The organism is Cupriavidus sp. PET2-C1 (genome assembly GCF_054515855.1).
The window spans coordinates 1,815,743-1,842,306 of sequence record NZ_CM137259.1 but is presented as its reverse complement, the minus strand read 5'-3'; the positions used below and the strand labels follow the sequence as shown (position 1 = coordinate 1,842,306).

The following is a 26,564-nucleotide window of genomic DNA, read 5'->3' as shown; positions in this document are numbered from 1 at the left end:
CGACAGCCGGCAGCCAACGTCCAACGTCCGTGGCCCACGAGGCGTCGCCGGTCATATCCTCGCGTGTGCTTGACGCTCGAGGACTTTCATTCCGTGCTGGATAAACCCCGACGCCTGAGGCCCCGTCAAAACAACGCCTTTTGCCCCGTCACCAACGCCTCGAACGCATCGTCCAGGAACGGCAGGATGGCGTCGGCCACCGGCTGCAGCTGCCGCGTCAGGTAATGGTCGTAGTCGATGGGCGAGCGCCGGGTTTCCAGCGGCTCCGGGCCGGCTACCGTCATCACGTAGCTGATCCAGCCGCCGTTCTGGTATTGCAGCGGACGGCCCTCCTTGCGGTTGAACTCGTCCGCGATGCGTGCCGCGCGCACATGCGGCGGCACGTTACGCTGATAGTCTTCGAGCGTGCGGCGCAAGCGCTTGCGGTAGACCAGTTGCGCGTCGAACTCGCCGCTCATGGTGCGGCGGACATAGTCCTGCACGTATTCCCGGTACGGCTGCTGCTTGAACACGCGTTGATAAAGCGCTTGCTGGAACTGCTGGGCCAGCGGCGTCCAGTCCGTGCGTACCGTTTCCAGGCCCTTGTAGACCATCTCTTCACTGCCGTCCGCCTTGACGACCAGCCCCGCATAGCGCTTCTTGCTGCCTTGCTCGGCGCCGCGCACGGTGGGCATCAGGAAGCGGCGGTAGTGGGTCTCGTACTGCAGCTCCAGCGCGCTCTCCAGTCCGTACTGTTGTTGCAGATGCTGCCGCCACCACTGGTTCACCTGCTGGACGAGGGCGTGGCCGATCCTGTCGGCGTCCGCTTCCGCGTGCGGCTGCTTCAGCCAGACAAAGGTCGAATCGGTATCGCCATAGATCACCTGGTAGCCCTGCGCCTCGATCAGCTCGCGCGTGCGGTGCATGATCTCGTGGCCGCGCATGGTGATCGACGACGCCAGGCGTGGGTCGAAGAAACGGCAGACGCTGGAGCCTAGCACCCCGTAGAACGCATTCATGATGATCTTCAGGGCCTGCGACAAGGGCTTGTTGCCTTCGCGCTTGGCGGCTTCGCGGCCTTGCCATATCTGCTGGACGATGGCCGGCAGGCAATGCCGGGTACGCGAGAAGCGCGCGCCGCGAAATCCCGGCACCGAGCTTTCGTCGGACGGATCCTGCAGCCCTTCCACCAGCCCGAGCGGATCGATGAGGAAAGTGCGGATGATGGACGGGTACAGGCTTTTGTAGTCCAGCACCAGCACCGAATCGTACAGCCCGGGCTGCGAATCCATGACAAAGCCGCCGGGGCTGGCGCCCTCCGGCACCTCGCCCAGGTTCGGGGCGACATAGCCCTGGCGATGCATCAGCGGCATGTACAGGTGCGTGAAGGCGGCCACGCTGCCGCCGCTGCGGTCCGCCGGCAACCCCGTGACAGCGGCGCGCTCCAGCAGGAAGGTCAGCAACTCGGTCTTGGCAAAGATCCGGGTCACCAGTTCGCAGTCCTTGAGGTTGTAGCGGGCCAGCGCGGGCTTGTCTTCGGCGAAGCGGCGGTCGATCTCCGCCATCCGCTGATACGGGTTGTCGATGGACTTGCCCTCGCCTAGCAGCGTCTGCGCCACGCTCTCCAGGCTGAAGGACGGGAAGTTCCAGGTGGCGGACCGCAGCGCCTCGATGCCATCGATAATCAGGCGGCCAGCGGCGGAGGCAAAGAAATGGTTCTCCTTGAAGCCATGCTCGCGCCACTCCAGCACATTGCCGCCCCGGCCAAACAGCAGCGGGACCTGATAGCGATCCGCGTGCTTCTGCAGCACGCGCAGGTCGAACTGCACCACGTTCCAGCCGATGATGGCATCGGGATCGTGCCGGGCTAGCCATTGGTTCAGCTTTTGCAGCATCAGCGGGTGGCTGGCGCAATACTCCAGGTCAAAGTCGACCGCGCTGTCGTCGCCGTTGGGTGGGCCGAGCATATACACCTGGCGCTGGCCGCAGCCTTCCAGCGCGATCGAGTACAGATCGCCGTGGGCGGTGGTCTCGATGTCCAGCGAGACCAGCTTCAGCCGGGGCCGATAGGCCGGCCCGGGTTTCATCTGGCTGTTGAGCAGGGGCCCCTTGCCGCTAGCGTCGTTAGCCTCGTTAGCTTCGTTGGCCTCGCCGGCAAACCAGACGGGCGCGGTGATGAAGCGCTCCATCAGGTAGCGCTCCGGGGGGCGGATGTCGGCCTCGTAGACGCTGACGCCGGCTTCCTTCAGCAGTTTTTCCAGCTTGGTGAGCTGGCGGTAGTGCTGGCAGTACAGGCCCAGCACCGGGCGGCGATGGAAATCCGCGAGCGGGAGTTTGCGCAACACCACGTTGCGCTCGCCGCGCAAGACCGCCTCGGCGGTCTCGCGCTGCTCGGCCGGGACGAACGCCACCGAGGGCTGATGCGCCAGGCGGATATGCCGAGGGCCGCTGTCGGTTGCCAGCCAGAACTCGACTTCCGTCCCGGCGGCCGTATCCCGCCAGTGCCGAGTCAGAAGAAAACCCTGTTGTCGTTGAGCCACCTGCCGCCTTTGAAAACCCACCCTGGCCGGCTATTTTACTGGTCCTTGGCCAGTCAAGCCCCGCTCAAGCCCCGTTCAGGCCCCGGTGAGGCCGGATGGCGCGCCCCGCCCTCCACGCTCCTGATGCAGCTTGAACACGGCCACCGCCTGCACCAGCTGCCGTGCCCGCGCATGCAGGCTTTCCGCCGCCGCCGAGCTTTCCTCCACCAGCGCGGCGTTCTGCTGGGTGGCCTGATCCATCTGGCTCATGGCGGTTTCGATCTGCGCCACGCCCGCGCTCTGCTCCGTGCTGGCTGCGCTGATCTCGCCCATGATGTCGGTCACGCGCTTGATCGCCGCGACGATCTCCGTCATGGTGGCGCCGGCATGGTCCACCATGGCCGTGCCCTGCTCCACGCGCTCCACGCTGGCGTTGATCAGCGTCTTGATCTCCTTGGCCGCCTCGGCGCTGCGCTGCGCAAGGTTGCGCACCTCACCCGCCACCACGGCAAAGCCACGCCCCTGTTCGCCGGCGCGCGCGGCCTCCACGGCGGCGTTCAGCGCCAGGATGTTGGTCTGGAACGCGATGCTGTCGATCACGCCGATGATGTCGGCGATCCTGCGCGAGCTGTCGTTGATGTCCTTCATGGTGCCCACCACCTGCCCGACCACGTCGCCGCCCCTGCGCGCCACCGTGGTGGCGCCGATGGCGAACTGATTGGCCTGCAGCGCGTTGTCGGCGTTCTGCCTGACCGTGGAGCTGAGCTCCTCCATCGAGGCCGCGGTCTGCTCGAGCGCGCTGGCCTGCTCCTCGGTACGGCCGGACAGGTCGCGGTTGCCATCGGCGATCTGCTGGCTCGCGCTGGCGACACCCTCGGCGTTCTCGCGCACGTTGGCGATCACGCGCACCAGGCTAGCCTGCATATCCTTCAGCGCGCGCATCAGCTTGGCGGTTTCATTGTTGCCGCTGGCATCGAACTGCAGGCTCAGGTCACCCGCGGCCACGGCCGCCGACACCCGCACAGCCTGATTGATTGGCCGGGTGATGGCGCGGATGATCCATGTGGCCATGCAAACGGCGACCAGCAGCGCAATGGCACCCGAAGCCCAGATGGTGGCCTTCATGCGCTCAACAGCGTCGATGGCCTCGCTGGTGGACGCTTCCATGCGCTTGTCCTGATGCTGGATCAGGCCTTCCACGGCGGCGAAGTAGGCCAGCTGGGCCGGGCGCAACTCGCCCAGCAGCATGTTCCTGGCCTCGTCGGCATTGCCTGCCGCCACCAGCCCGAGGAACTTGTCCTGCAGGGCACCGTACACACCGCGCGCCTCTTTCACCTTGGCCAGCTCGGCCCGACCCTTGTCGGATATGACCTTGGTCTCTAGCCGGGCCCATTGGGCGGCAATGGTCTTTTGCGTGGCAGCTGTCAGTTCACGTTCCTTCTCGATATCCATCGCCGCCGTCATGATCACCATATTGCGCAGCGAGCGCGCGACCTGGTTCAGGTTTCCCTCAATGGCATTGAGATCCGCTATTTTTCTGTAGTGATCACTGAGTACCGTGTGCAATGCATCTTCCACGGTATGAATCTTGATGATCGATGTGCCGCCCATGAAGGCGATCAACAAAACCAGAATGCCGAATCCGGCAGTTAGGCGGGTCGATATTTTCATGTCACTGAAACGCATGGTTGTCCGTCGTCCTGGAAAAAGAAAGGAGGAATGCAAGAGGTGATCGGCCAGAGCCATCCCGGAAGGGCAAGCGAGAGACCGGCAGGCGGCTGCGTGGCAATGCCGCCTGCACGGATGCCTGATCTTCGCTTGTCGTGGCAACCGATCGAGCGTCGGCTTCGGGAGAAAGACATCGGCTCGTGCCGGCAAGGGATGCCGGCATTCTTTATGCCGACGACTACATATCGGCAGGGCTAAGTGGCCCTTTAGCCCCTCGGGCAATGGCGTTGCGCGAATATCCGCGCTGCGGATATGCCTAGCCAGCCATCCTTTCTTTTAAGCGACTACTGCACATGGGGCGACGGATTGCGTGTCACACGAATTTCCCGGTGAGGCCGCCATCCACCACCAGCTCCGTGCCGGTGACATAGGCCGCCGCATCCGAGGCGAGGAAGGCGCAGGCGTGGGCCACGTCCCATGCGCTGCCCATGCGGCCCATCGGCACCTGCGCGGCGCGCGCACGGCGCGCCTCGTCCAAGCTGGTGCCGGAGAACATCTTCGCCACCGTGGTGGCGATGCGCGGCGTGTCGATCAGCCCCGGCACCACGATGTTGGCGCGCACGCCATGCGGCGCATATTGTTGCGCCAGCATGCGCGTGAACTGCGTCACGGCTGCCTTGGTCACGCTGTAGGCCAGGTGCGGATAGCCCACGTAGCGCATGCCGGCGACCGACGAGATGGCGATGATGGCGCCGCGCCCGCGCGCCACCATGTCGGGCAGCACCTGCTGGCTGGCCAGCAGCAGGCTGCGCACGTTGACGGCGTGGATGCGGTCCAGGTCGTCCGCGGTGGTCTCCATCGGGCCACCAGTCTTGCCAATGCCCACGTTGTGATGCAGCACGTCCACCATGCCGAAGCGCTCGCGCGCCGCGGCGAAGAGCCGCGCCACTTCAGCCTCCACGGACACATCGCCCGTGAAGGTCTCGGCGATGCCGCCCTCGGCCCGGATCAGCGCCGTGGTTTCTTCGGCCGAGGCCGCGTCGCGGTCCACCACGCAGACCTGCGCGCCCAGGCGCGCGTAGGTCACGCTGGCCGCGCGGCCGATGCTCCAGCCCGGCCCCGCGGAGCCCGCGCCGGCGACAAAGACCGTGCGGCCCGTGAGATCGAGCGGCAACGCTGGCGGGCGCGCCGCCGCCGCGCCGTCGCCTGGGTTCGATAGGTTCGATACGGTCGATACGTTCGTCATTTCACGCGCCCTCCCCTGGCCGGTGCCCGCCTTCGCCCACGTAAGGAATCGCGTGCTCGACGGTGTCCCAGATAAAACGGCCCGAGGGGCTTTGCTGCTCCTCCACGATATGCGCCACCAGCCCGGCCGCGCGCGAGATCACGGCAAAGCCGCGCATCACGGCCGTGGGCACGCCCAGCTCACCCAGCAAGGCGGCCACGGCGCCGGTGGCGTTGATGGTGATGGGCCGCCCGGCCACGGCATCCACCGCGCTGGACAGGCGCTCCAGCGCGCGGATCTTGTCGCCGGCCAGGTCGGGCTCGGCGCGGCCCATTTCCAGCAGCTTGTAGGCGCGCGGGTCCACCGGCTTGTGCAGGTGGTGGCCAAAGCCGGGTACATGGCTCTTGATGGACTTGTAGTGGCGCGCGATCTCCATGGCCTCGGCATCGGGATCGGCGGCCGCGCCGATGCGGTCGAGCAGTTGCGCGCAGTTCTCCATGGTGCCCACGAAGGAGCTGCCTACGGCCAACAGGCCGGCGGATACGGCGCCCTGCAGGTTCTCGGGCGCGCTCATGTAGATCAGCCGCGTGGCGATGGCGCTGGGCGTGAGGCCGTGCTCCATCAGCACGATCAGCACCACGTCGGTGATGCGCAGGTCCACCGGGCGCGGCTCGCGGCCCAGGATCTGCATGAGCATGACCTCGGTAAAGGTCTTCTTGCCCATCAGGTCCTCGACCAGGTCCGCGTCGCGGTAATGCAGGCTGGTGAGGGTGTGGGTGCAAAGGCGGGTGACGGGCTTGGAAGAAGCAGAGGAAGTCATGATCGGTTCTCAGTGGATGCGTTGGCAGGGGTCGGGGCCAGCAGGGGCGACTGGGCTTCAGGAGCTTCAGGGCCGATGGCGCGTTCGCGCACGGCGGTCTTGAGCACCTTGCCCACGGCGGAGCGCGGCAGGCTCGCATGAAAGTGGACGCGCTTGGGCGTTTGCACGGGGCCCAGGCGCTCGCGCACAAAGGCAATCAGTTCGCCTTCGGTGGCATGCTGGCCGGGGCGCAGCTGCACGGCAGCCTGCACCGCCTCGCCCCATTTTTCGTCGGGCACGCCGAACACCGTGCATTCGTGCACCGCCGGGTGCTGGCCCAGCGCGTTCTCCACATCCACCGGATAGACGTTGAAGCCGCCGGTGATGACCATGTCCTTGAGCCGGTCCTTGAGGTACAGGTAGCCGCGTTCGTCGATCAGGCCGCGGTCGCCCGTGTGCAGCCAGCCGTCCACCAGCGTCTCGGCGGATTTCTCCGGCAGGCGCCAGTAGCCGCTCATCACCAGGTCGCCGCGCGCGACCACCTCGCCGACCTCGCCCGGGGGCAGCAGGCGGCCGTCCGGGGCCATGATGGCCACGTCGCTGAACCAGGTGGGCAGGCCTACGGCGGCCCAGTTGCGCTCTTCCTCGAAATCCGCAGGGCGCATCACGGTCAGGCTCTGCGGCGCCTCGGTCTGCCCGTAGGTGGTGCCCAGCACGGGGCCGAAGAACGCGCGCACCTCGCGGATCTTCTCGGGCGGCATCGGCGCGCCGCCATAGATCAGGCGGCGCAGGCAGGGGAAGTCCGCGCGCGTGGCGCCGGGCAGCGCCATCAGCATGTAGACCAGCGTGGGCGGCATGAAGCACACGGTGCCGCCGCGCTCGCGAAACGCGGTGCGCACCGCCTCGGCGCCGGCCTCGGCCAGCACCACGTGGCAGCCGCCCTGCGCCAGGATGGGCAACAGGTAGGTCGACGTGCCATGCGTGATCGGCGCGGCCACGATGTAGCGCTCTTGCTCGTCAAAGCCCCAGGCGTGGATCTGGTTGGAGACGTTGGTCATCCAGGCGCGGTACGGCTGCATCACGCCCTTGGGCAAGCCGGTGGTGCCGCCGGTGAACTTGATCGCCTGCGTGGCATCGTCCGGCAGCGCAAAGGCCGGGCGCGATGCGCCGGCATGCTGCGCGATCAGCGCGGCCACCGACCTCTCCCCGGGCGGCGGCGAGCCGCTATAGATGCGCGCGCCGGCCGCGCCCTCCAGCAGTCCGGCGCAGGCCACATCGAGCACCAGGATGGAGGGCTCGGTGGCGTCGATGATGCGGCGTATCTCCGGCCGGGTGCTCTTGGGGTTCAGCGGCACCCAGACCTTGCCGCAGGCCAGCACCGCCAAGAGCGCGACGATATGCTCGGCGCTGTTCTTCGCGCAAATGCCTACGCGGCTTTGCAGGGTGTTGTCGAGCGCATTGAGCGCCGTGGCCAGCGCGGCCACCTGGGCGGCCAGCGCATCGTAGCGGATCGCGCCTTCGGGGGCGTCGATGGCAATGTTGCCGGGCCAGCGCGCCGCGGCGCGCCAGAAGAAGTCGATCGGGTACATGTAGGCAACGCTCCTTGCTTGTTATTCGGCCTTGGCGCCGGACTGTTTCACCACGTCATGCCAGCGCTTGGTTTCCGCCGCGATCAGGCGGCGCAATTGCTCAGGCGTGCCGGGCTCGGGGGTGGCCGCCAGATCCTGCAAGCGCTGGCGCACGTCGGGCGCGGCCAGCACCTTGTTGAGGGCCGAGTTCAGGCGCTCAATCACCGGCCGCGGCGTGCCGGCGGGCGCGGTCAGGCTGAACCACGATTGCACGTCAAAGCCGGGAAAGCCCGACTCGGCAACGGTCGGCACCTCGGGCAGCAGCGGCGAGCGCTGGGCGCTGGTGATGGCAATGGCGCGCAACCGCCCCGCCTTCACGTGCGGCAGGGCCGAAGGCGTGTTGTCGAACATCGATTGCACCTGCCCGCCCAGCAGGTCGGTCACCGCCGGCGCGCTGCCCCGATACGGGATGTGCAGCATGTTCAGCCGGGCCTGCATCTTGAACATCTCGCCCGACAGGTGGATGGACGAGCCGCTGCCCGACGACGCAAAGGTGATGCCGTCCTGCGACGCCTTGGCAAAACGGATGTAGTCGGCCAGGGTTTTCACCGGCAGCTTGGGGTTCACCACCAGGATGTTGGGAATCCTGGCGATCAGCCCGATGGGCTCGAAGTCTTTTTGCGGGTCGTAGCCAAGCTTGTCGTACAGCGACGCGTTGATGGTGTTGGCGATGGTGTAGACGTAGAGCGTGTAACCATCGGGCACGGACTTGGCCACCACCTCGGCGCCCACGTTACTGTTGGCGCCCGCCCGGTTGTCCACCACCATTGGCTGGCCCAGCTGCTCGCCCAGCTTGAGCGCGATGATGCGCGCGATCACGTCCGTGGCGCCGCCGGCGGCGTAGCCGACCACGAGCTTGATGGGCTTGGTGGGCCAGGCAGCCTGGGCGCTGGGCTGGGCATGAAGCGGCAGCGCGAGGCCGCAGGCCAGGCTGAGGGCCGCCGCGAACGCCAGCAGGCGCCGGCGCGGGGCATGATGCAAGGTCATGGTTTGTCTCCTGTTTTGGCAGTGCAATGCCGTAGCTGGCCCCCTTCTGGCCGCGCTGCGGCATACTGCGGGTGGCTTCCATCGACCGAGAAATTCTTCCCCATGCCTGCCCGCTCCGCCAATCAAAACGTCCGCCTGCCGGACGTTTCTGCCAAAGGCAAGGCAGCCCTCGGCCCCCTTCCCGACGCCGCCGATGCTGCGGAGCCCGCTGAAGACAGCGGCAGCCGCACGCTGCGGCGCGGCCTGCAATTGCTGGATGCGGTGCTGGCCAGCGGCCGCGAAGGCCTGCGCGTAGTCGACCTGTGCCGCATCGCGGCGCTGGAGCGCGCCACGGTCTACCGCCTGCTGGCCACCTTGATGGAAAGCGGCTATGTGGCGCAGCGCGGGCGCTTTCGCTACGTGGCGGGGCCGCGCCTGTCGGCGCTTGCGCAGCCGCATGCCACCGATGGCCTGGCGGCACGGCTACAGCCGGTGCTGGCACGCGTGAGTGCCGCCTGTGGGGATGCCGCCTTCGCCATCGTGCGCGAAGGCGCGATCTCGCACTGCATCGCGCGCCATGTCGGGACGCACCCGGTGCAGATCCTCGTGATCCAGGTCGGCACGCGCCAGCCGCTGGGCGTCGGCGCCGCCGGGCTGGCCCTGCTGGCGGCGCTGCCGCAAGACGACGTGGCGCAATGCATCGCCGCCAATGCCGCGGCGCTAGGCCACTATGGCGGCATGACGCCCGAGCGCATGAATATCCTGGTGCGCGCCACGCGCGAACGCGGCTGGTCCGTGATCGGCAATCACGCCACCCGCGGCGTGCTGGCCGTGGGCATGGCGGTGCACAGCACGGACGGCGAGCCGGTGGCGGGCATCAGCGTGGCCTCCACGCTGGCCCGCATGCCGCGCGAGCGGCAGCAACTGATTGCGCGGGCCATGCGGGAATCGCTGGCGGCCTTGTTGCCTAAGGGGCTGTGAAAGCGATAAGTGGCAGCCCCCTACCCCCAAGACACATCCCGAAACGCCTCCACCAGGAAATCCACCAGCCGGCGCACCTTGAGCGGCAACTGCTTGCGCGTCGGATACACGGCGTAGACGCCGATCTCGATCGCGCGGAACTCGGGCATCAGTTCAACCAGGTCCCCGCGCCGCAAGTCGTCCTGGAGCATGAAGCTCGGCTGCAACATGATGCCGCCATGCGCCAGCGCAATGGCGCGGCACGTGTCGCCATTGTTGGAGTACACCCGGGCGCGGGTGCTCACGCTGACCTTGCCGTGCGGGCCATCGAACTGCCATTCGTCGCGCCCGGACCAGTTGGTATAGGCCAGCACGCGGTGCCCGGCCAGTTCATGCGGATGGGTTGGCGCGCCGTGCTGCGCCAGGTAGGCGGGCGACGCGCATAGCACCATGCGGGTTGCGACCAGTTTGCGGCTGATCAGCGCGGAGCTTGGCATGTCGCCGATGCGCACGGCAAGGTCGTAGCCTTCGTCGACCAGGTCCACCACACGGTCATTGAGGGTGATATCGAGATCGACCTGCGGATACGCCGCCATGAAGGCGCTCCAGAGCGGCGCGAGGTGCAGGATGCCAAATGTGAGCGGCACGTTGATACGGATCAGCCCGCTGGGTTCCTGCTTGCGGGACGTGATCTCGGATTCGGCATCATCCAGCGCCGCCAGCACTTCGCGCGCGCGCTGGTAGAAAATGCGCCCTTCCTCGGTCATCGACAGCCGGCGTGTGGTGCGCTGCAGCAGGCGCACGCCCAGGCGCTGTTCCAGCGCATCCACATGGCGCGAGACCGCGGCCTTGGACATGCGCAGGCCCTCGACCGCACCGACAAAGCTACCGGCGTCGACCACGGCGGTGAATACGGTCATTTCCAGGGCGCGGTCCATGGGGTTGCCTCGGCATCGGCTCATTGTCTCGATAATCGGGACTATATATCACGCGGACGGCGGTTTATGACCGCCGGATGAATCAATAGACTAGCGAGGTTCCCTATGTCGCTCACGCCGCGGGTTTTGCCGTGGCCACCGGAGAATCCGAGATGTCTACCGCACTTCCCGTCCTGTTTGTCTCCCATGGCGCGCCCACCTTCGCCATCGAGCCGGGCCTGGCCGGCCCGCAACTCGCCGCGCTGGGCCGTGTGCTGCCGGCGCCCAAGGCGGTGCTGGTGGTCTCGCCCCACTGGGAAACGCGAGGCGGCGTGCGCGTGACGGCAAGCGCACAGCCAGAGACCATCCACGATTTCGGCGGCTTCCCGCGTGCCCTGTACGAGATCCGCTACCCGGCGGCCGGGCATCCGGCATTGGCCGGGCGCACGGTGGCGCTGCTGGCGCAGGCCGGGTTCAACGCCGGGCTGGATCCGCAGCGCGGCCTGGATCACGGCGCCTGGGTGCCGATCCGCCACCTGTATCCCGATGCGCAGGTGCCGGTGTTCCAGGTGTCGCTGCCGCAGCCGCTGGACCCGGCCGGCGCGCTGGCGCTGGGCCGTGCGCTGGCGCCGCTGCGCGAGCAGGGCGTGCTGATCGTCGCCTCGGGCAGCATGACGCACAACCTCCATGAATTCCGCGGCCATGGCGGTGGCGATGCCCCGTACGTGGCAGCATTCACGCAGTGGGTGCGCGAGGCGGTGCGCAGCGCCATGCGCACCGCAGACTTGCAGCCGCTGATCGATTACCGCCGTCTGGCCCCGCACGCGGAGCGCGCGCACCCGACCGACGAGCACTTCCTGCCGCTGCTGGTGGCCATCGGCGCAGCCGAAGCAGGCGAGCCGCTGGCGGTGATAGACGGCGGCATCACCTACGGGATCTTGTCGATGGAATCGTATGTGCTCGGCCAAGTCCGGCCGCTAGCCGCGCAGCCCATTGCGGCCTGATTCCCTGCCTGAACCCTTGCCTGATCCCCTTGCCCGATTCCTTGCTCACAGCCACGCGAGACGATATGAACACCACCCGCAATGAAATCGGCCCGCTGGCCGAAGACCCCGCGACCGGCCTGCGTTATCGCTTGCGAAAGGCGCAAGCGGATGCGGCCGCAGCGCCAGCCGCGCGGCTCCTGCTGCTGCACGGCGTAGGCAGCAACGAGACCAGCCTCGCGCCGGTGGCCACCCGTATCGACCCGCGCGTGGACGTGGTGCTGGTGCAAGGCCCGCTCACCTTCGGGCCCGGCCAGCATGGCTTTTTCGAGGTCAGCTTCGCCGGTGGCGCGCCCGCCATCAACGCAGTCCAGGCGGAGCGCAGCCGCCAGCAGCTGATTGCCTTCATCCGTGCCCTCCATGCGCAGGATGGCGCCCTGCCCGCGCGCACGGCGATCGCCGGCTTCAGCCAGGGCGGCATCCTCAGCGCCAGCGTTGGCCTGAGCGCGCCGGCCGACGTGGCGGGCTTTGCCGTGCTGAGCGGGCGCATCCTGCCGGAGATCGAGCCGCACCTCGCCCCGCCCGAGGCGCTCGCCGGGTTATCGGCCTTTATCGCGCACGGGGAGTTCGACAACAAGCTGCCCGTCGCCTGGGCCGAGCGCGCGGACCGGTGGCTGGACGCGCTGGGCGTGCCGCATCAGTCGCGGCGCTACCCCATTGGCCATGAGCTGACCGCCGACGTGGTAGCCGATTTCCAGCAATGGCTCGCCGGCGTGCTTTTTCCTGTCTAATCCTTACCCTGCACCAAACCCAAAAACCAAGAAACCCGAAACCCGAAACCCGCCCCCTGATCGCATGTACAAGAAAGGCACTGCAGTAGAGATCCAGTTTTCCCCGCAGCGCCTGAACGACGGCGCGGGCGATCCGTACTGGATCGACCTGACCACGGAAGAGGCACAGGCGCTGCTTGCACTGTTGCAGGCGCGCCTAGCGCCCAGCGGCGAAGCCACGGCGGCGCCGCTTGTCTTCAGCCTGGACGAGCCGGAACAAGACAAGGCCGCCACGCAGCCGGAAACCCCCATCGCGGCAAAGGCCACATCCGCCGCCACCGACGCGTTCAAGCAATGGGTGTGCATCATCTGCGGCTGGGTCTATGACGAGGCCGCAGGCCTTCCGGAGGACGGCATCGCACCCGGTACCCGCTGGGATGACATCCCCGACGACTGGCGCTGCCCGCTGTGCGACGTGGGCAAGGAAGACTTTGCGATGGTGGAATTCTGATCGGACCCAGGCAATCTGGTTGCGCACGCAACCAAATTGGATTATCTTGAACTGGTTGCGCACACAACCAGGAGACAAGACATGTACCAGCGCGAAGTCCACGCCGCATCCCTGCCAGTGCTGCATCCCGGCGGCATGGATGCCCCGCGCCAGGTCGTCATCGCCGGCGGCGGGCCCGTCGGGCTGGCCGCCGCGCTGGCCCTGGCCCGCCACGGCATCCCCAGCGTGGTGCTGGAGGCGGACGACGGCACCTGTGAAGGCAGCCGGGCCATCTGCATCTCCCGGCGCTCGCTGGAAATCCTCGACGCGCTCGGGGTTGCCGCCCCGGTCCTGGACAAAGGCCTCGCCTGGGCGGGCGGCCGCAGCTACTACCGCAACGAGGAGGTCCTGCACTTCACCATGGCGCACGAGCCCGGGCAGGTCTTTCCGCCCATGGTCAACATCCAGCAGTACTACATCGAGCAATACCTGCTCGATGCCATCGCGCGCTACCCGGACCTGATCGAAATCCGCTGGCAGAACCGCGTTACCGCCGTCACGCAAGACAGCAACGGCGTGACGCTGGCAGTAGCCGCGGGCGACCATGCCTACACGGTGCGCGCGGACTGGCTGGTGGCAGCCGACGGCGGCCGCAGCGCCGTGCGCGATGCGCTAGGCTTGTCGTTGCGCGGCATGCAGTACGAGGGCCGCTACGTCATCGTGGATATCGCTATCGACGCCCCGCGCGAGGTCGAGCGGCTGGCGTGGTTCGATCCGCCGTCCAACCCCGGCTCCACCATCTTGCTGCACCAGCAGCCGGACCAGGTGTGGCGCATCGACTACCAGGTCGGCGAGCACGAGGATGCGGAGCAGGCCGTCAAGCCGGAAAACGTGCTGCCGCGCGTGGCAAGCCACCTCAAGATGATGGGCGTGACCGCGCCGTGGGAGCCGCTGTGGATCTCGATCTACAACGCGAAGTGCCTCACGCTGGATAGCTACGTGCACGGCCGCGCGCTCTTTGCCGGCGACGCCGCGCACCTGGTGCCCATCTTTGGCGTGCGCGGCCTGAACAGCGGCTTCGACGATGCCTTCAACCTCGCCTGGAAGCTCGCCCTTGCCGTGCGCGGCAAGGCCTCACCCGGCTTGCTGCCCTCCTACTCCACGGAGCGCGTGGCGGCGGCGCGCGAGAACATGCGCTTCGGCGCGAAGAGCACGGAGTTCATGGCCCCGCCCTCGCCTGCCTTTGCCTTGATGCGTGAAGCCGTGCTGGGGCTATCGGCGGCGCATGCGGAACTGCGTTCGCTGATCAACCCGCGCCAGACCAGTCCGGCGGTCTTTGCCGACTCGCCCATTGCCGCGACGGACGACCCTGCCTTCAAGGCCGGTCCTGCGCCGGGCGCCGCGCTGCCTGACATGCCGCTGGTCGGCCCGCACGGCGCACCGGCTTCGCTGGTCCGCTGCATCGGCAAAGGCTTCACCGCGTTTTGCTTTGCCGGTGCCGGCCAGGATCTGGACGACGCCGTGCCCGGGCTGCGCCAGCTTTGCGACAGCGGCCTGGAACTGGATTGCCACCTGATTGCGGGCACGGCGCACGCGGCGGGACGGCTGGCCGATCCGCAGGATGCCGTGCGGCGCGCACTGGACGCCGTCGACGGTACGCTCTACCTGGTCCGCCCGGATGGCTACGTCAGCGGCCGCTGGCGACAAGCCCGCGCCGGCGATGTGCGCAACGCCATCGCCCTTGCCATGCAGATCGACTGAAGCTGGAGACCCCTATGCAAACGACCATGAGCCCGACCGAGCTCGATGAAATCTACACGGCGATGTGCTACCGCATGACCGCACTCGGCGAGCACAACACGCCGCTCTACCTGGCCCGCGTAGCGCTGCTGGCGCTCAGCCGCCATGCCGGCTTTGCCGATGCGACGCGATTGCTCGATGAGGTCTCGCACAGCTTCGAAGCAACGGATGCGGACAACACGCCGGGCCGCGCATCATGACGAGCCCCAAGCTCTCCCTCTCCGGCTTCGCCACGTACCGCCTGCACCGCATCGTCAAGCAGTTCGACCGCGGCATCGCGCAGGCCTATTCGGAAGCGCTGGGCCTATCGCTCAGCGAAGCCAGGACGCTCGCCGCCATCGGCGAGTTCGGCCCCTTCCTGGTCATCGACCTTGCGCGCTTCGCCAACCTGGACAAAAGCCAGGCCAGCCGCGCGGCCGATCACCTCATCAAGCAAGGCCTGGTCAGGCGCGAGCCATCCCCCACCGACGGCCGCGCGGTGCTGATCTCGCTGTCCGCCGAAGGCAAGCCGCTGTTTGAGAAGATCATGCGGATCGCCTCCAGCCGGCACGAGACGCTGATGTCCGCGCTTTCCCCCCAGGAGCGCGCGGTGATGGAGCTCGCGCTGGGCAAGCTGCTGGCGCAGGTGGAGTCGATGCTGTAGGGCTGCCTGCGTTGCGCGCCGGGGGCCTGTGCAAGCGGAGAGGGAAATCAGCGGACGCGGCGAGGCGCAATGCGCTCTCGCCGTCATCGAGCCCGAAGGCGTGGAAAAGTCAGGCTTTCTTGACGCGGGGCTTACGCGGCGTGGCGGCACCGCTGGCCACTGGGATGGCGGCAAGGCCTGCACCCCGTTTCCATCCCTCGATGCCGTCCAAGGTAATGCGCAGCCCTTCCTCGAACGCCATGTCCGAGCTCAGCCGCGAGAACGACTTGCTGACAAAGCGGGCGCCGGGATATTGCAGCGGCGACACGGACTCCAGCTTGTTCTCGATGAAGGCCTGGTGGTAGGCCGGCAACTGGCGGGAAGCCTCCGCCATGCTGGCGGAAACAAGGTATTGCGCCAGCAGGTGATAGCCAAGCGCGACTTGGTCCGCATTGAATCCGCCTTGCATGATGGCCGACGTCATGCGGTTGAAAAACTCCATCCCGTAGTCGGTCTCCCCCGGCTGCACATCCTGGAACAGCCGGAACCGGTTGTGCGAGGCCACATAGATGCTCACGCCGGGGTTTTCGATCGCCACCTGGAAACTCAGCCGCGAGAAAGACTCCACGTCGCGGCGCCAGTCCCCGGTGAGCGACGAGAGCCGGCCCAGCCGCTGCCGGTAGTAGTCATTCAGCACGCCGGAAACCAGTTGATCCCGCCCGCCCAGGTAATAGTGGATGAGCCCGGGTGCCACGCCGAAATCCTTGGCCAGCTGGACCATGGAGATCTGGTCCAGCGGCATGGTCTTCGTTAGTTCAATGGCGCGCTGCAGGATGGCGACCCGGCTCAGCGTCGCCTCCGCGCCGATCGGCGAATCCGTCTTGGGCGGACGGCCCCGGCGGCGCGGCATGGCGGGAGGGGGTTCGGCTACGGCGGCGGTTTTCTTGGCGGCTGGCATAGGTCAGTGGCGGATCGGCACAGGTGGCGCGGCTTGATAATTGCGCCCGTGCTAATTCTACCTGTCAACGGGCCAGGTTCGGTACTGACCCGTGCTCAGGCGCCAGCGGCCGCCGGCGTCACGGCCGGCAGCTCGCCCGCCCGCCGGTAGCGGCCAAGGGAAAGCGTCAGCGCGGCGGCCAGCAACAGCATGCAGGACAGTGCCAGCAGCGGCGCATCGTAGCTGCCATGGCGGTCGAACCAGGCGCCGAGCCCGATCGGGCCGAGCACCGCGCCAAAGCCATAGCCGGAAAACGCAATGCCGAACAAGGCACCAAAGGAGCGCAAGCCGAAGTACGAACGCACCAGGTACGAGATCAGGTCGCCTTCGGCACCGATGGTGAGGCCAATCAGCGTGGTGGCGAGCAGCAACGCCTGGTAGTCATGCGCCGAGCGCAGCAGGAAGATGCCCAGCGCGCCACCGCCGAAGAACACGCAGGCGACGAATGGTGCGTGGATCCGGTCGATCAGCACGCCGGTCAGGATGCGGCCGATCAGCAGGCCGATGCCCACCATCGAGGCGCTGCGCGCTGCCTCCGCCGGGCTGAAGCCCCGGTCGGCAAACATTGCCGGCAGATGCGGCCCGAGCGACAGCGTAGCGGAGGACCCCAGCACGAACACCGCCCAGATGGCCCACAGGCGATAGCTGCGCAGCGCCTCGGCGAACGGCACGCCGTCAACCACCTGGCCGCGCGCGGCACCCTGCGGCCTTCCCGCCGTCCTGCGTTCCCGCAACAGCGAGCACGCCAGCAAGGACAAGACGATCGACCCGGCGCCCAGCGCCACATAGGCAGTGCGCCAGCCATATCCGGTCACCAGAAACTGCGCGGTGGCTGGCATCAATATGGTGCCGGCCCCCAGGCCGCACATGGCAACGCCAAGCGCCAGGCCAAGACGGCGGTCGAACCACTGCGGCAGCACGGCGAGATAGCCGAGCACCGACGTGGCCGCGCCGAACACGCCTACCACCACGGACAGGCTGATCCACATGGCCTTGCTGCCGTCCTGCAGTGCCATGCACGCCGTGGCGATGCCGAAGACCACCGCGGATACGGCGATCACGCGCCGGATGCCATAGCGGTCCATCATGGTCCCGACCAGCGGGCTCACCACCGCCAGCCCGAACATCGAGGCCGCGTAGGACAGCGACGCCTCCGAGCGGCCCCAGCCGAACTCGGCGGCCAGCGGGCGCACGAACACGCCGGCGGTGGCATTGAACAGCGGCGCATAGCCGGCCAGCATGCCAAGCGCCGCGCCCAGCACTACCGCGATATAGGGCCAACGTCCAGTCCGGGACGCCGTTCCATGGGTTTCTTGCATCATGTCGTCTCCTCGGGCACTAACGGCCCTTACACCAGCCCGGTCTTGCTGCCGAGATACGCGCCGGCATCCGGCGCCACCGCTTCGAGGCCCAGGCGCCGCATCATCTGCCGCGCCGTGCAGACGGCCGTGGAGGTAACGGGCACGCCCAGCGCCAGCTGCGCGCGCTCAATCGCCGCGAACGACGGCATCTGCACGCAGGCGGACAGCACCACCGTGTCCACGCCGGCGGTGTCCAGGCGCTTCATGTCCTCCAGCAATTGCAGCGGATCGCGCTCGCCGACCTCCAGGTTATCGAGGATCGAGAAGTTGATCGCGTCCTTGACCTCGATGCCTTCGCTTTCGATGTACTCGACCACGGTGCGCGTCAGCGCATCGCTGTAAGGCGCCATCAGCGCAATGCGCCTGGCGCCAAAGTCCTTCAGCTCCTCGACCAGCGCGCCGGCCGAGGTCATGATCGCGGGCCGGTAAGGTGCATCGGCGATGGCCGCGTTAAGGTCTTCAATCACTTGCCGGTGGTAGCCCTTGCCCATGCACATCGTGGCCACCAGGCAAGCAGTGCTCATCACATCCACGCGCGCATCGGCAAGCTCCAGCGCGCAGCGGCCCATGTCGCGGTTCATGCGCTCCAGCTCTTGCGCCACCACGCGGTGCATGCGCACGCGGCTGGAATGAAAGGAGAAACGCTGTGGCAGTTGTTGCATGCGCCCGGCAAAGATGGCGGGCACTTCGCGCTCCATCGTGATGTTGGAGCTGGGGACGATCTGGCCAATTCGGTAACTCATCTTGGGTTCGCTTGTTCGCTTGTTCTCGTTAAATCCGGGGCTCTGCAGCCGGCTTGCGCAGGAACGCGCCTAGCGCGGCGCGCAGGGAATCCGGGATCGGCGTGCCCACGCGCTCGTCCAGCCGCACGCAGACCGGGGAAAACACGGCATCGAACACCGGCGCCCCGCCGGGACGCCTGGCGATGCAGCGGATGTCATAGGAGCGCGTACGGATGGCTTCGACAAAGCACTCGATGTCGATCACGTCGTCCGGCCACAACGTGCCGATGAACTCGAGGCGCATCGCCTTGCACGGCGTGCCCACGCCGTGCGCCTCGCCCAACCGCCCCGCTCCGCCGGCCATGTGGTCGGCAAACAGGCCGACCGCGCCCAGCAGGTAGTCAGTGAAACGGCCCGTGTACACCACGCCAGCGGGATCGCAATCGCCCCAGCGCACGGTGCGGCGCACCACGAACGGCTGCTCGCTCAGCACGTATTCGGTGGCGCGCATCATGGCTGCGGCGCGGTGAGATCGGTGACGCCCGCGGCCGCCAGCTCGGCGATCAGGGTGGGATACTGTTCGCGCAGCCGGCTCACATCCACGCGGCCGGTGCGGGTCATGAAGCGGTAGACGAACTCATGCGGCGTCGCCAGGTTCATCCATTCGCGGATACGCTCGTACCAGTTGTACGAAGCCTCCGAGGCGCGGATGAGCTTGGCCTTTTGCGGGCGGCGCACCTCGTCGTAGCGCTGCAGCGCCGCCGGCACATCGCCGGGGAAGGCGACGATGGCCTCGGCCAGCGCGATCGCGTCTTCCATGGCGATCCGGGTACCCGAGCCGATCGAGAAGTGGGCGCTGGTCAGCGCGTCCCCGATCAGCACCTGGTTGCCGACGTGCCAGGTCTGGTTGATCACGACCGGGAACTGGCGCCAGTTCGAGTTGTTGCAGACCAGCTTGTAGCCACCCAGCTCCGCGCCGAACACCGTCTCGAACAGGGCTTGGCGCGCCGCGTTGGACATTGCGTCCATATCGAAATCCTGCCAGGTCCGGTGGTCGCACTCAGCCACGAACGTGCTCATGGCGTCCGAATACGGGTAGTAGTGCGCGACAAAATAGCCGCCCTCGTACTGCCGGAACACCAGGGCCGGATTGGGGAACGCCTTCTCCACGCCGTACCAGGCAAAGTGGTTGGTCAGGTTGTGGCGCGTGGTGCCGAAGCCCCCCTCGTTGGACGCCCGCAGCAGCGAGTTGACGCCATCGGCACCCACGATCAGGTCGGCTTCGATGGCCGCAAAGTCGCTGATGCGCTTGTTGTACGTCACGCGCACCCCGAGCTCGCGGGCACGCGCCTGCAACACCGACAGCAGCTGGATGCGAGGAATCGCGCCGCCGCCCGCGCCGGGGCGCTTCATGGTGATCGGCGCCTCGTGGCTCACGATGGTGTGCCGGTCGCTGAAGCGCATCGCCTTGGCGAGCTCGTCGACCACCACCGGGGATGCCGCGCGCAGGTTGGACAGGCCAGTGTCGGCGAGCACCACCCCGAAGCCGAAGGTGGCGTCCTCCGGGTTCTGCTCGTAGATGTCGATCTCCACCGGTGCCAGCCGCTCCTTGAGCAGGATGGAAAGGAAGAGCCCGGAAGGGCCGCCCCCGATGATGGCCACTTTCATCGCGGCTTTCATTGCGGCTTTCATTGCGCCTCCTCCGGGGAAATCACCAGCGCGTCCATATCGAACTGGACGATGCGCCCGACCAGGCCGCCGGTCAGCGCGCCGTACCAGACTGCCGGCTTGAAGCCTAGCGCCTTGCGCCGGAAGCAGATCTGCGGATTGCCGTCGATGCGCACATAGCCGTTTTCCAGCGAGGTGGTGGCATAGCCGTCGGTAGTACGCGCCACGCTAATCAGCGCGGCAAACTCCGGCACGTCCAGCACATAGACCGATGCCTTGCCAGCCTGCTCCGGTGCCGTGCCGATCTGCACGGCCTTGCGTTGCCAGACCGGCTCGATGGACGTGAAAGCCGTGGCGGCATCCGCCGCCTTCTCCAGCTGCATGGCTGCCTCGATAGTCAACGCCGCGTCAAGCGCATCGGCCTCGCTGAACGGGCGCAGTTGCCAGGTGATCTCGATCGGATAGCCGTTGGGATCGTTGAAGTAGATCGACTCAATGACCTCGTGGCGGATCTGGTAGCGCACCGGAATGCCGACCGCTTCCACTCGCTGGCGCCATTCCAGCAGCTCCGCTTCGTCGCGCACACGCCAGGCGGTGTGCGTGGCGCGATCCTGATAGTGCTCGCGCACCGCCAGCCAGTCCGGCCGCTCGGTGCCGATGTAGTAGAAGAAGGCAATGGTGCTGCTGTTGCCGCTATCGAAGAAGAAGTGCAGGAAGTCCGCATGGTTGTCCGGGCCCCAGCCCTTGGCCGAGATGGCGTGGACCAGCGGCAGGCCAAGCAGGTCTCGGTAGAAATGCACGGTCTGGGCCAGCTTCCAGGTGGGACGCGCGGTGTGATGCACGCCATGCAACTGCATGGACGGCACGCCGACAAGGTGTTTCGCTTCGGTCATTTCACTTCCCTTCGGTTACGGTGTTGCCGGCCGTCTCGGCCTCGAGCAACTGGATGATCTGCTGGCGCAACAGCACCTTGCTGAGCTTGCCCGATGCGGTCAGCGGGAACTCTTGGACGACTTCGAGCCGCTCTGGCCACTTGAACTTGGCCAGGCCGGCTTCCTGCAGGTATTGGGTCAGTTGCGCCAGCGTAAGGTCGCTTGCGGGCGGCTTGGGTATGACGAAGGCGCACACGCGCTCGCCATAGACGCGGTCGGGCATGCCCACTACAGCGCAGGCCAACACGCCCGGGTGCAGGTTGACGACGTTCTCCAGCTCCTCGGCATTAATCTTCTCGCCGCCGCGATCCACCACATCCTTGATGCGCCCGAAGAAGAAGTAGTAACGTTTGCCGTCCACCACGCGCGACGTCATCAGGTCGCCGGAGCGGTAGAAACCGTCCGCGGTGAAGCGCGTCACGTCCTCCTTCTCGGATTTGTAGTAGCCGCGGATGGTGTAAGGCCCGCGGAACAGGGCCTCGCCGGGTTCGCCGTCGCCCACGGGATCCTCCGTGCCCGGTGACACGAGCTTGACCTCGTCATGCGTGGACACCGGGCTGCCGACGGAGGTGTCGCGGATCTCTTGCGGGTCATCCTTGCGGGTGAACATGATCACGCCTTCGGTCATGCCGAAGATATGGTGCGTGGGCGAGCCCGTCAGGCGGGTCAGGCCCGCGGCGTTCTTCGGGGCGACGAAATTCCTGCGCGCCCGCGCGCTGGCATCCGACTGCTCCAGTTCCGGCGCAATGCGCGTGAGGATCGGCCCGGCCACGCCGAACCAGGTAGGCTGGTAGTCGCGCACCAGGCCGCGCAGGCTTTCCTCGCCAAGATCCGGCGTAACCGTCAATGTGGCGCCGGTCAGCAGGAACGGGCCGAAGAAGCAACCCATGTTGAGGTTGTGCATGTACGGCGTGGGGAAGAACAGCACGTCGTCCTTCGTGTAGCCATTGCACGCCGCCACTGCGCGCATGTTGTAGAGGTACTCGCTCTGGAAGCGCGGGATGATCTTCGGCACGCCCGTGGTGCCGCCCGAGAGCTGGAACACGGCAGCCTGGAAGGGATCGAGCGTCACGCCCGCCAGGATCTCGCGCGCGTGGGCCAGCGGCATCTCTTCAATCAGGTCGGCTAGCAGCACCGCGCTGCCACGACGCTCGCCACGTGTTTGCAGGATGATGGATAAGCTCGGCACTTCGGCCTGTATTTCCTGCGCGAAGGCCACGTCGTCGAACTTGGCGTCGTCGCCCTGCACGACATGCAGACGGGCTTCGCAGAGTCTGCCGAGGTAGCCGATTTCCAGCTTGCGGAACGCCTGGAGCGAGCAAAGCGGAATGATGCCCGCTTTCAGGCAGCCCAGGAACGCCAGCAGCAGCTCATTGCTGTTGCCGCACTGGAACACCGCGCGATCCAGGGGCCGCAGGCCCAGCGCCAGCAGCGCGGCGCCAAGGCGCTCGGTCTTCTCGTCCAGGTCGCGGTAGGTCAGCCGGCCTTCCGGGCCCACCAGCGCGAGCCGGTCCGCATGGGTCGCAAACGACGCGCGAAAGGCCCCTGTCAGCGTTTCTTGCGTCAGCACGCCGTCGGCAACATAGCGCCGCAGCCGGTCTTCGTCGGGGTACCTGACCCCCGCCAGCAATTCCTGGGGCCGTACCGATTGGGATTGCATCATGTCTCTCTACCCTTGCTTGTCTGTTTTCTGTTTTCTGTTTTCTGTTTTCTGTTTTCTGTTTTCTGTTTTCTGTTTTCTGTTTTCTGTTTTCTGTTGTTGTCTGTCAGCGCGCCACATTGGCCTGCGGCGCGCCGGATGACTTTCCTTACACCATCAGCTCGCGCAGCCATTCGACGATGTGCGCACCGGCGATACGCTGGCCCGGCTCCTCGTCGCGGCTCAGTGCCATGCCATGGTGATTGCCGCGCACGCGGATGTGGCGCTTCTCCGTGCTGCCGATCTGCGCGTAGATGGACTCGATATCGGCGGGGAACGTGCACTGGTCGCCGGTGTATTCCAGCAGCAGCGTGGGCTGGTGCACCGCGCCGATGGTCTTGTCCAGCGATGCGTTGGAAGTCAGGCCCGACCAGGTCGACAGCCAGGACTCCGGCGTCACCACGCGTGCGAAACCGACGCTGCCCCAGTTGGAAACAAAGGGGTCCTTGCCCCACAGCGTGCCCGTTTGGCGGTCCGACGGGTCCAGGGTAATGTCCCAGGACCGCAGGTCAGCGTCCGTGCGCCAGACGTGGAAGATGGGCGCATGCGCGGCCACACGCCGGTCCAGCTCGCTGCCGGCGCCTGCCTTGATGCGCTGGCGGGCGGCCTGCTTGCGCAGCAGCAGTTGCCTGGCGTGCTCGTCGATCCGCTTCACCCGCTCTTCCTGCGCGGCGCAGTAGCGCGCGACAAAGTCCGGCGCATAGCTGCCGCGTCCACTGGCGGCGTCGAAGCCGTTCGCCGCGGAGAACGGATCGAGCGACGCATCGGTTTGCATCGGGTCGTTCTCGTCGACAACGGAGGGATCGAGCCCGGTCATCAATAGCTTGCCCTGCCCGGGATGGGGAGAGACCAGGATCATGCCGTCAACCGTGGGCATCTGCAGCTCAGCCAGGTTGGTCGGACGGCCGCCCGGGGTCCGCGCGATGCGCTGCGCAGCCGGCGCGAGCGCCTGCTGGTTGTAGAAGGTGTACAGCGAAGCCCCGCCGGAATTGCCCAGCAGCACGATGCGCGCGAAACCCAGATCGCGCAGGTGCGTCATGCCTGCCGCCACGTCGAACAACGCGATCTCATGCTCCAGCCGCAGGTCGTTGCCGATCGACCGGGGGCCCTGCACCCAGCAGGCGCAGCCGGCGTCGAGAATGAACGGCACGAGATAGTGCGTGATCGCCATCTCGCGGGGGTGCATGATGGAAACGACCGTCTTTTCCTTGCCGGTCGCCGTGAAGAGAAAGCCGAGCGTGCGCTGGCCGTCCGCGGTACCCAGCGCATAGGGGACCATCTGGTAAGCGCGCGTCATCAGTTGTGCATCCCACGACGCGCCACGCATGCCCGCTGTTACCTGTGCCTTGTTCTGCTCCGCCACGACGTCTCCTTTGATTAAATGCTACCGTCTCAATAATTTAGGCACTATTTGAGTGTATGTCAAATAATGGTAAACCTTGCCCCGCCACAGGCGCCGCCGCTCAAAAGCTGTGCCGCAGGCCCACCACCGCGCCAAGCTGATTGGCGCCAGGGACAATCGAGCCGTCATAGCCGTTGGCGCTGAGCGCGGAGCCGCCGTTGTTCTTCGTGTAGGAGGCCGTCAGGTAGGCATCGGTACGCTTGGAGAACCGGTAGTCGGCCGACAGCACAAAGGAGATCGGGTCCTTCCCCGAGGTGCGGTCATTGGTCTTGTACACGGCGCCGGTCAGCGCAACGGCCGGTGCCAGGTTCCAGTTCACGCCGGTCCACATCAGGTCCGTGCGCGACATCGACGCCAGCAACTGGCTCGCCAGCCTGCGGTAGCCCACATAGATGCTGACCGCCTCCAGATCCACCGCGGCCGTGCCGACATAGCGCCGCTCGGTCTTGCCGGCTGTCGCTGCGCTGTTGCCGTTGAGCTGGTCATACACGCCGCCCACGCGAAAACGGCCGGCCTGGTAGGTAAATCCGGCGCTCATGTCGCGCCCCACGCGGCTGTTGCCCGGCACTTCCGAGCCGTTGGCCACCGTGGAATCCACCCCGAAGCTATACAGCGCCGCTACGGTCAGCCCGCCAATCTTGCCGGTGTACTTGGCCGCGTTGTCCACGCGCCCCGCCAGCCAGCTGTCGTGGCTGAACGACGAGTACTTCGGCGCGAAGAACATGGGGTCGAACGAGATCCTTGATCGGGTCTGGTCCGCGAGCTGCGATCGGCCCGCGGGCTATCGTGCCGTCGCCTGACAGGCAGCCTCGACAACGGATGTCCGCCCAATCAATTGATATACACTCAATAAATGCTATTGTTTTTTGATATGGTGTTAAATAATGGTTTTCCCGGTTCCGCGACACCGCAGCCAGACGCGCCACAAGCCCCGGGCGGGGCCGCGTCTTCTTGCTCAAACGCTTGCTTCGACAAGCGCCACTGGCATACTCGCCAAGCGGGTTAGCGCACGTACCGTTAGCGCACGTACCCGCGCACGGCACCGGCTTAGGCGCACTGCGTCAGCCGTGCCACCTTTGCCAGCCTTGATTGAGGACAGCCGCCATGACCCTGTACTTGCTCTCGCTTTTTATCGGCATCGTGGCTGGCCTGCGCGCCATGACGGCACCCGCCGCTGTCAGTTGGGCGGTCCACGCGGGCTTGCTGGATCTGTCGGGCAGCTGGCTTGCCTTCATGGGCTACCGGTTCACGCCATGGATGTTCAGCGTGCTGGCCGCGGTGGAGCTCATCACCGACAAGCTGCCCGGCACGCCGAGCCGCAAGGTGCCGCCGCAGTTCGGCGCGCGCATTCTCTCGGGAGCGCTGTGCGGGGCCACGATCGGCGCGGGTGGCGGCATGCTGGTGGGAGGGGGCATTCTTGGCGCCGTGGGCGCGGTGATCGGCACGCTCGGCGGCGCGGCTGTGCGCGCGCGCCTTGCGGCGATATTCGGCAGGGACCTGCCGGCGGCAGTCATCGAGGACCTGGTTGCCGTCATTGGCGCAGCGGTCATCGTCCTGTCGCTGGCTTAGGCACCGCCGCCAGCTGGCCCTACAACGCCCTACAACGGATCGACCAGGCTGCGCACGACCTCCGCCAGGCGGGCAGCGCGTGCGCGCCCCTTCGCGTCCAGGCCAAGCGCGCCGCCCGCGGCCAGCGCCTGCAGGCCGAAGGCGGCGTCGGTCATGTCGCGCCACGAGGGGTGGTCGGCGTGCATGGCCTCCAGCGCCTGCGCGCCAGCCGCCAGGCGCGTAGGGTCCGGCTGCAGGCCGGCCGCCAGGTCTTCCAGTACTGCCGCTGCGTCGAGCAAACCCTTGCGGTCCATATCGGCATCTCCCTCTCGAACTTAATGGCAAATGAGCGGTCCCGCGGTACATTTTTTTGCAGGCCCGGCGATGGGTTTCGCTGTGGTTGGCGACACGCCGTGCGCGGCGCCAACCCAAACGATATGCGCGGACTTTCCCCCCTTATTCTCTCAATTGGCCCCAGGCCCACGCCACTACGATCTTGAGCGTGAAGAGTGAAGCACACGATCGGGGTTACCCCCTGGTTTTCGGTCGATGCGCACATCTTCAGCGCGAGACGAGGACAAGATCGGCGCACACAGCCGACAGATCAGCGAGCCGGGGTGAAGTCAGCAACATCTTAATGGCCTGTGGCGTCCCACGGCTGTCCCGGCGCACCCGTATCTAACCTCGTGTCGACAGCATCAAGGGCGACGCGACAGCCAGGCCACGGGCACCGGATTTCCTGCCAGGAACCAGCGGCTTGTCGCAATACAGCGCACGCCTATGGCGACGCCATCGATCAGTACCTCGCCCGAGGAAGCCCTGCGTGCCGGCCGTATCATCCGCGCGCAACTGGCTCTCCTGACTAGCCGGGCCGCTTCGGCGGGCCGATCTCCTCCAACAAGCAATTAA

The 26,564-nt window shown here is 66.6% G+C and carries 25 protein-coding genes; 8 read left to right on the top strand and 17 right to left on the bottom strand.

The features are described 5' to 3' along the window. Positions 1 to 125: 125 nt before the first annotated feature. The 6 genes from ACX12D_RS08430 to ACX12D_RS08405 all read right to left on the bottom strand — a co-directional run bounded on the left by ACX12D_RS08430 (position 126) and on the right by ACX12D_RS08405 (position 8,805). Entirely contained in the window at positions 126 to 2,519 is a 2,394-nt protein-coding gene (locus ACX12D_RS08430; protein ID WP_459373633.1) for a DNA polymerase II, read from the bottom strand. Positions 2,520 to 2,594: 75 nt separating this feature from the next. Further along, on the bottom strand, positions 2,595 to 4,169 hold the full coding sequence (locus ACX12D_RS08425) for a methyl-accepting chemotaxis protein (RefSeq protein WP_459373632.1): 1,575 nt from the start codon (positions 4,167 to 4,169) through the stop codon (positions 2,595 to 2,597). A 370-nt stretch (positions 4,170 to 4,539) separates the two neighbouring features. After that, positions 4,540 to 5,412, bottom strand: a complete 873-nt coding sequence (locus tag ACX12D_RS08420) for an SDR family NAD(P)-dependent oxidoreductase (protein WP_459373631.1) — start codon at positions 5,410 to 5,412, stop codon at positions 4,540 to 4,542. 1 nt (position 5,413) lies between these two features. Next, the gene (locus tag ACX12D_RS08415) at positions 5,414 to 6,211 is read right to left on the bottom strand and encodes a citryl-CoA lyase (RefSeq protein ID WP_459373630.1); all 798 of its coding nucleotides are present in this window, start codon (positions 6,209 to 6,211) and stop codon (positions 5,414 to 5,416) included. Continuing rightward, the gene (locus ACX12D_RS08410) at positions 6,208 to 7,779 is read right to left on the bottom strand and encodes a class I adenylate-forming enzyme family protein (RefSeq protein ID WP_459373629.1); all 1,572 of its coding nucleotides are present in this window, start codon (positions 7,777 to 7,779) and stop codon (positions 6,208 to 6,210) included. The genes ACX12D_RS08415 and ACX12D_RS08410 overlap by 4 nt, the downstream gene beginning before the upstream one ends. 21 nt (positions 7,780 to 7,800) lie before the next feature. Further along, complete coding sequence (locus ACX12D_RS08405) at positions 7,801 to 8,805, bottom strand: Bug family tripartite tricarboxylate transporter substrate binding protein (protein WP_459373628.1); 1,005 nt, start codon at positions 8,803 to 8,805, stop codon at positions 7,801 to 7,803. A gap of 102 nt (positions 8,806 to 8,907) precedes the next feature. Between ACX12D_RS08405 and ACX12D_RS08400 the strand changes: the two genes are divergently transcribed. Beyond that, positions 8,908 to 9,765, top strand: a complete 858-nt coding sequence (locus ACX12D_RS08400) for an IclR family transcriptional regulator (protein ID WP_459373627.1) — start codon at positions 8,908 to 8,910, stop codon at positions 9,763 to 9,765. 20 nt (positions 9,766 to 9,785) lie between these two features. On the opposite strand, the gene ACX12D_RS08395 is transcribed toward ACX12D_RS08400, so the two are convergent. After that, complete coding sequence (locus ACX12D_RS08395) at positions 9,786 to 10,682, bottom strand: LysR family transcriptional regulator (RefSeq protein WP_441631876.1); 897 nt, start codon at positions 10,680 to 10,682, stop codon at positions 9,786 to 9,788. Positions 10,683 to 10,834: 152 nt separating this feature from the next. Here ACX12D_RS08395 and ACX12D_RS08390 point away from each other — a divergent pair, with 152 nt between their 5' ends. From ACX12D_RS08390 to ACX12D_RS08365, 6 genes are all read left to right on the top strand, one after another. Continuing rightward, positions 10,835 to 11,665 carry a dioxygenase family protein gene (locus ACX12D_RS08390; RefSeq protein WP_459373626.1) on the top strand — a complete coding sequence of 277 codons (831 nt, stop codon included), beginning with the start codon at positions 10,835 to 10,837 and terminating at the stop codon, positions 11,663 to 11,665. 65 nt (positions 11,666 to 11,730) lie between these two features. Then, on the top strand, positions 11,731 to 12,435 hold the full coding sequence (locus tag ACX12D_RS08385; RefSeq protein ID WP_459373625.1) for an alpha/beta hydrolase: 705 nt from the start codon (positions 11,731 to 11,733) through the stop codon (positions 12,433 to 12,435). A 64-nt stretch (positions 12,436 to 12,499) separates the two neighbouring features. Next, positions 12,500 to 12,925, top strand: coding sequence for a rubredoxin (locus ACX12D_RS08380; RefSeq protein ID WP_459373624.1), 426 nt, complete (start codon positions 12,500 to 12,502; stop codon positions 12,923 to 12,925). Between the two features lie 81 nt (positions 12,926 to 13,006). Next, positions 13,007 to 14,665 carry an FAD-dependent monooxygenase gene (locus ACX12D_RS08375; protein WP_459373623.1) on the top strand — a complete coding sequence of 553 codons (1,659 nt, stop codon included), beginning with the start codon at positions 13,007 to 13,009 and terminating at the stop codon, positions 14,663 to 14,665. A gap of 14 nt (positions 14,666 to 14,679) precedes the next feature. Then, positions 14,680 to 14,904 carry a hypothetical protein gene (locus tag ACX12D_RS08370; protein WP_459373622.1) on the top strand — a complete coding sequence of 75 codons (225 nt, stop codon included), beginning with the start codon at positions 14,680 to 14,682 and terminating at the stop codon, positions 14,902 to 14,904. Further along, positions 14,901 to 15,347 carry a MarR family winged helix-turn-helix transcriptional regulator gene (locus ACX12D_RS08365; protein WP_441631864.1) on the top strand — a complete coding sequence of 149 codons (447 nt, stop codon included), beginning with the start codon at positions 14,901 to 14,903 and terminating at the stop codon, positions 15,345 to 15,347. The genes ACX12D_RS08370 and ACX12D_RS08365 overlap by 4 nt, the downstream gene beginning before the upstream one ends. Positions 15,348 to 15,456: 109 nt before the next feature. On the opposite strand, the gene ACX12D_RS08360 is transcribed toward ACX12D_RS08365, so the two are convergent. The 9 genes from ACX12D_RS08360 to ACX12D_RS08320 form a co-directional block, all read right to left on the bottom strand. Then, positions 15,457 to 16,284, bottom strand: coding sequence for a TetR/AcrR family transcriptional regulator (locus ACX12D_RS08360; RefSeq protein WP_459373620.1), 828 nt, complete (start codon positions 16,282 to 16,284; stop codon positions 15,457 to 15,459). A gap of 95 nt (positions 16,285 to 16,379) precedes the next feature. Further along, positions 16,380 to 17,642, bottom strand: coding sequence for an MFS transporter (locus tag ACX12D_RS08355; protein WP_459373969.1), 1,263 nt, complete (start codon positions 17,640 to 17,642; stop codon positions 16,380 to 16,382). Between the two features lie 29 nt (positions 17,643 to 17,671). Continuing rightward, positions 17,672 to 18,427 (bottom strand): maleate cis-trans isomerase family protein, encoded by a 756-nt coding sequence (locus ACX12D_RS08350; RefSeq protein WP_459373619.1) that lies wholly within the window; start codon positions 18,425 to 18,427, stop codon positions 17,672 to 17,674. A gap of 28 nt (positions 18,428 to 18,455) precedes the next feature. Further along, positions 18,456 to 18,920: an acyl-CoA thioesterase gene (locus ACX12D_RS08345; RefSeq protein WP_459373618.1), complete on the bottom strand. Its 465-nt coding sequence runs from the start codon at positions 18,918 to 18,920 to the stop codon at positions 18,456 to 18,458. Then, positions 18,917 to 20,074: an FAD-dependent monooxygenase gene (locus ACX12D_RS08340; protein ID WP_459373968.1), complete on the bottom strand. Its 1,158-nt coding sequence runs from the start codon at positions 20,072 to 20,074 to the stop codon at positions 18,917 to 18,919. The genes ACX12D_RS08345 and ACX12D_RS08340 overlap by 4 nt, the downstream gene beginning before the upstream one ends. Positions 20,075 to 20,094: 20 nt before the next feature. After that, entirely contained in the window at positions 20,095 to 20,967 is an 873-nt protein-coding gene (locus ACX12D_RS08335) for a VOC family protein (protein ID WP_459373617.1), read from the bottom strand. 1 nt (position 20,968) lies between these two features. Then, a complete protein-coding gene (locus tag ACX12D_RS08330) occupies positions 20,969 to 22,669 on the bottom strand; it encodes an AMP-binding protein (protein WP_459373616.1) in 1,701 nt (566 codons plus the stop codon). Between the two features lie 145 nt (positions 22,670 to 22,814). Beyond that, positions 22,815 to 24,002 carry an alpha/beta fold hydrolase gene (locus tag ACX12D_RS08325; RefSeq protein ID WP_459373967.1) on the bottom strand — a complete coding sequence of 396 codons (1,188 nt, stop codon included), beginning with the start codon at positions 24,000 to 24,002 and terminating at the stop codon, positions 22,815 to 22,817. Positions 24,003 to 24,168: 166 nt separating this feature from the next. Further along, positions 24,169 to 24,831, bottom strand: a complete 663-nt coding sequence (locus tag ACX12D_RS08320; RefSeq protein ID WP_459373615.1) for a porin — start codon at positions 24,829 to 24,831, stop codon at positions 24,169 to 24,171. 380 nt (positions 24,832 to 25,211) lie between these two features. Here ACX12D_RS08320 and ACX12D_RS08315 point away from each other — a divergent pair, with 380 nt between their 5' ends. Further along, positions 25,212 to 25,676, top strand: a complete 465-nt coding sequence (locus ACX12D_RS08315) for a DUF4126 domain-containing protein (protein ID WP_459373614.1) — start codon at positions 25,212 to 25,214, stop codon at positions 25,674 to 25,676. A 29-nt stretch (positions 25,677 to 25,705) separates the two neighbouring features. Here ACX12D_RS08315 and ACX12D_RS08310 read toward each other — a convergent pair whose 3' ends face one another. Further along, positions 25,706 to 25,969, bottom strand: a complete 264-nt coding sequence (locus tag ACX12D_RS08310; protein ID WP_459373613.1) for a hypothetical protein — start codon at positions 25,967 to 25,969, stop codon at positions 25,706 to 25,708. Between the last annotated feature and the right edge of the window lie 595 nt (positions 25,970 to 26,564).

What these genes read in the sequence shown, in the direction of transcription:
- ACX12D_RS08425 (WP_459373632.1), bottom strand. Translation starts at nt 4,169, where the DNA reads ATGAAAATATCGACCCGCCTAACTGCCGGATTCGGCATTCTGGTTTTG.
- ACX12D_RS08420 (WP_459373631.1), bottom strand. Translation starts at nt 5,412, where the DNA reads ATGACGAACGTATCGACCGTATCGAACCTATCGAACCCAGGCGACGGC.
- ACX12D_RS08415 (WP_459373630.1), bottom strand. Translation starts at nt 6,211, where the DNA reads ATGACTTCCTCTGCTTCTTCCAAGCCCGTCACCCGCCTTTGCACCCAC.
- ACX12D_RS08410 (WP_459373629.1), bottom strand. Translation starts at nt 7,779, where the DNA reads ATGTACCCGATCGACTTCTTCTGGCGCGCCGCGGCGCGCTGGCCCGGC.
- ACX12D_RS08405 (WP_459373628.1), bottom strand. Translation starts at nt 8,805, where the DNA reads ATGACCTTGCATCATGCCCCGCGCCGGCGCCTGCTGGCGTTCGCGGCG.
- ACX12D_RS08400 (WP_459373627.1), top strand. Translation starts at nt 8,908, where the DNA reads ATGCCTGCCCGCTCCGCCAATCAAAACGTCCGCCTGCCGGACGTTTCT.
- ACX12D_RS08395 (WP_441631876.1), bottom strand. Translation starts at nt 10,682, where the DNA reads ATGGACCGCGCCCTGGAAATGACCGTATTCACCGCCGTGGTCGACGCC.
- ACX12D_RS08390 (WP_459373626.1), top strand. Translation starts at nt 10,835, where the DNA reads ATGTCTACCGCACTTCCCGTCCTGTTTGTCTCCCATGGCGCGCCCACC.
- ACX12D_RS08385 (WP_459373625.1), top strand. Translation starts at nt 11,731, where the DNA reads ATGAACACCACCCGCAATGAAATCGGCCCGCTGGCCGAAGACCCCGCG.
- ACX12D_RS08380 (WP_459373624.1), top strand. Translation starts at nt 12,500, where the DNA reads ATGTACAAGAAAGGCACTGCAGTAGAGATCCAGTTTTCCCCGCAGCGC.
- ACX12D_RS08375 (WP_459373623.1), top strand. Translation starts at nt 13,007, where the DNA reads ATGTACCAGCGCGAAGTCCACGCCGCATCCCTGCCAGTGCTGCATCCC.
- ACX12D_RS08370 (WP_459373622.1), top strand. Translation starts at nt 14,680, where the DNA reads ATGCAAACGACCATGAGCCCGACCGAGCTCGATGAAATCTACACGGCG.
- ACX12D_RS08365 (WP_441631864.1), top strand. Translation starts at nt 14,901, where the DNA reads ATGACGAGCCCCAAGCTCTCCCTCTCCGGCTTCGCCACGTACCGCCTG.
- ACX12D_RS08360 (WP_459373620.1), bottom strand. Translation starts at nt 16,284, where the DNA reads ATGCCAGCCGCCAAGAAAACCGCCGCCGTAGCCGAACCCCCTCCCGCC.
- ACX12D_RS08355 (WP_459373969.1), bottom strand. Translation starts at nt 17,642, where the DNA reads ATGCAAGAAACCCATGGAACGGCGTCCCGGACTGGACGTTGGCCCTAT.
- ACX12D_RS08350 (WP_459373619.1), bottom strand. Translation starts at nt 18,427, where the DNA reads ATGAGTTACCGAATTGGCCAGATCGTCCCCAGCTCCAACATCACGATG.
- ACX12D_RS08345 (WP_459373618.1), bottom strand. Translation starts at nt 18,920, where the DNA reads ATGATGCGCGCCACCGAATACGTGCTGAGCGAGCAGCCGTTCGTGGTG.
- ACX12D_RS08340 (WP_459373968.1), bottom strand. Translation starts at nt 20,074, where the DNA reads ATGAAAGTGGCCATCATCGGGGGCGGCCCTTCCGGGCTCTTCCTTTCC.
- ACX12D_RS08335 (WP_459373617.1), bottom strand. Translation starts at nt 20,967, where the DNA reads ATGACCGAAGCGAAACACCTTGTCGGCGTGCCGTCCATGCAGTTGCAT.
- ACX12D_RS08330 (WP_459373616.1), bottom strand. Translation starts at nt 22,669, where the DNA reads ATGATGCAATCCCAATCGGTACGGCCCCAGGAATTGCTGGCGGGGGTC.
- ACX12D_RS08325 (WP_459373967.1), bottom strand. Translation starts at nt 24,002, where the DNA reads ATGACGCGCGCTTACCAGATGGTCCCCTATGCGCTGGGTACCGCGGAC.
- ACX12D_RS08320 (WP_459373615.1), bottom strand. Translation starts at nt 24,831, where the DNA reads ATGTTCTTCGCGCCGAAGTACTCGTCGTTCAGCCACGACAGCTGGCTG.
- ACX12D_RS08315 (WP_459373614.1), top strand. Translation starts at nt 25,212, where the DNA reads ATGACCCTGTACTTGCTCTCGCTTTTTATCGGCATCGTGGCTGGCCTG.
- ACX12D_RS08310 (WP_459373613.1), bottom strand. Translation starts at nt 25,969, where the DNA reads ATGGACCGCAAGGGTTTGCTCGACGCAGCGGCAGTACTGGAAGACCTG.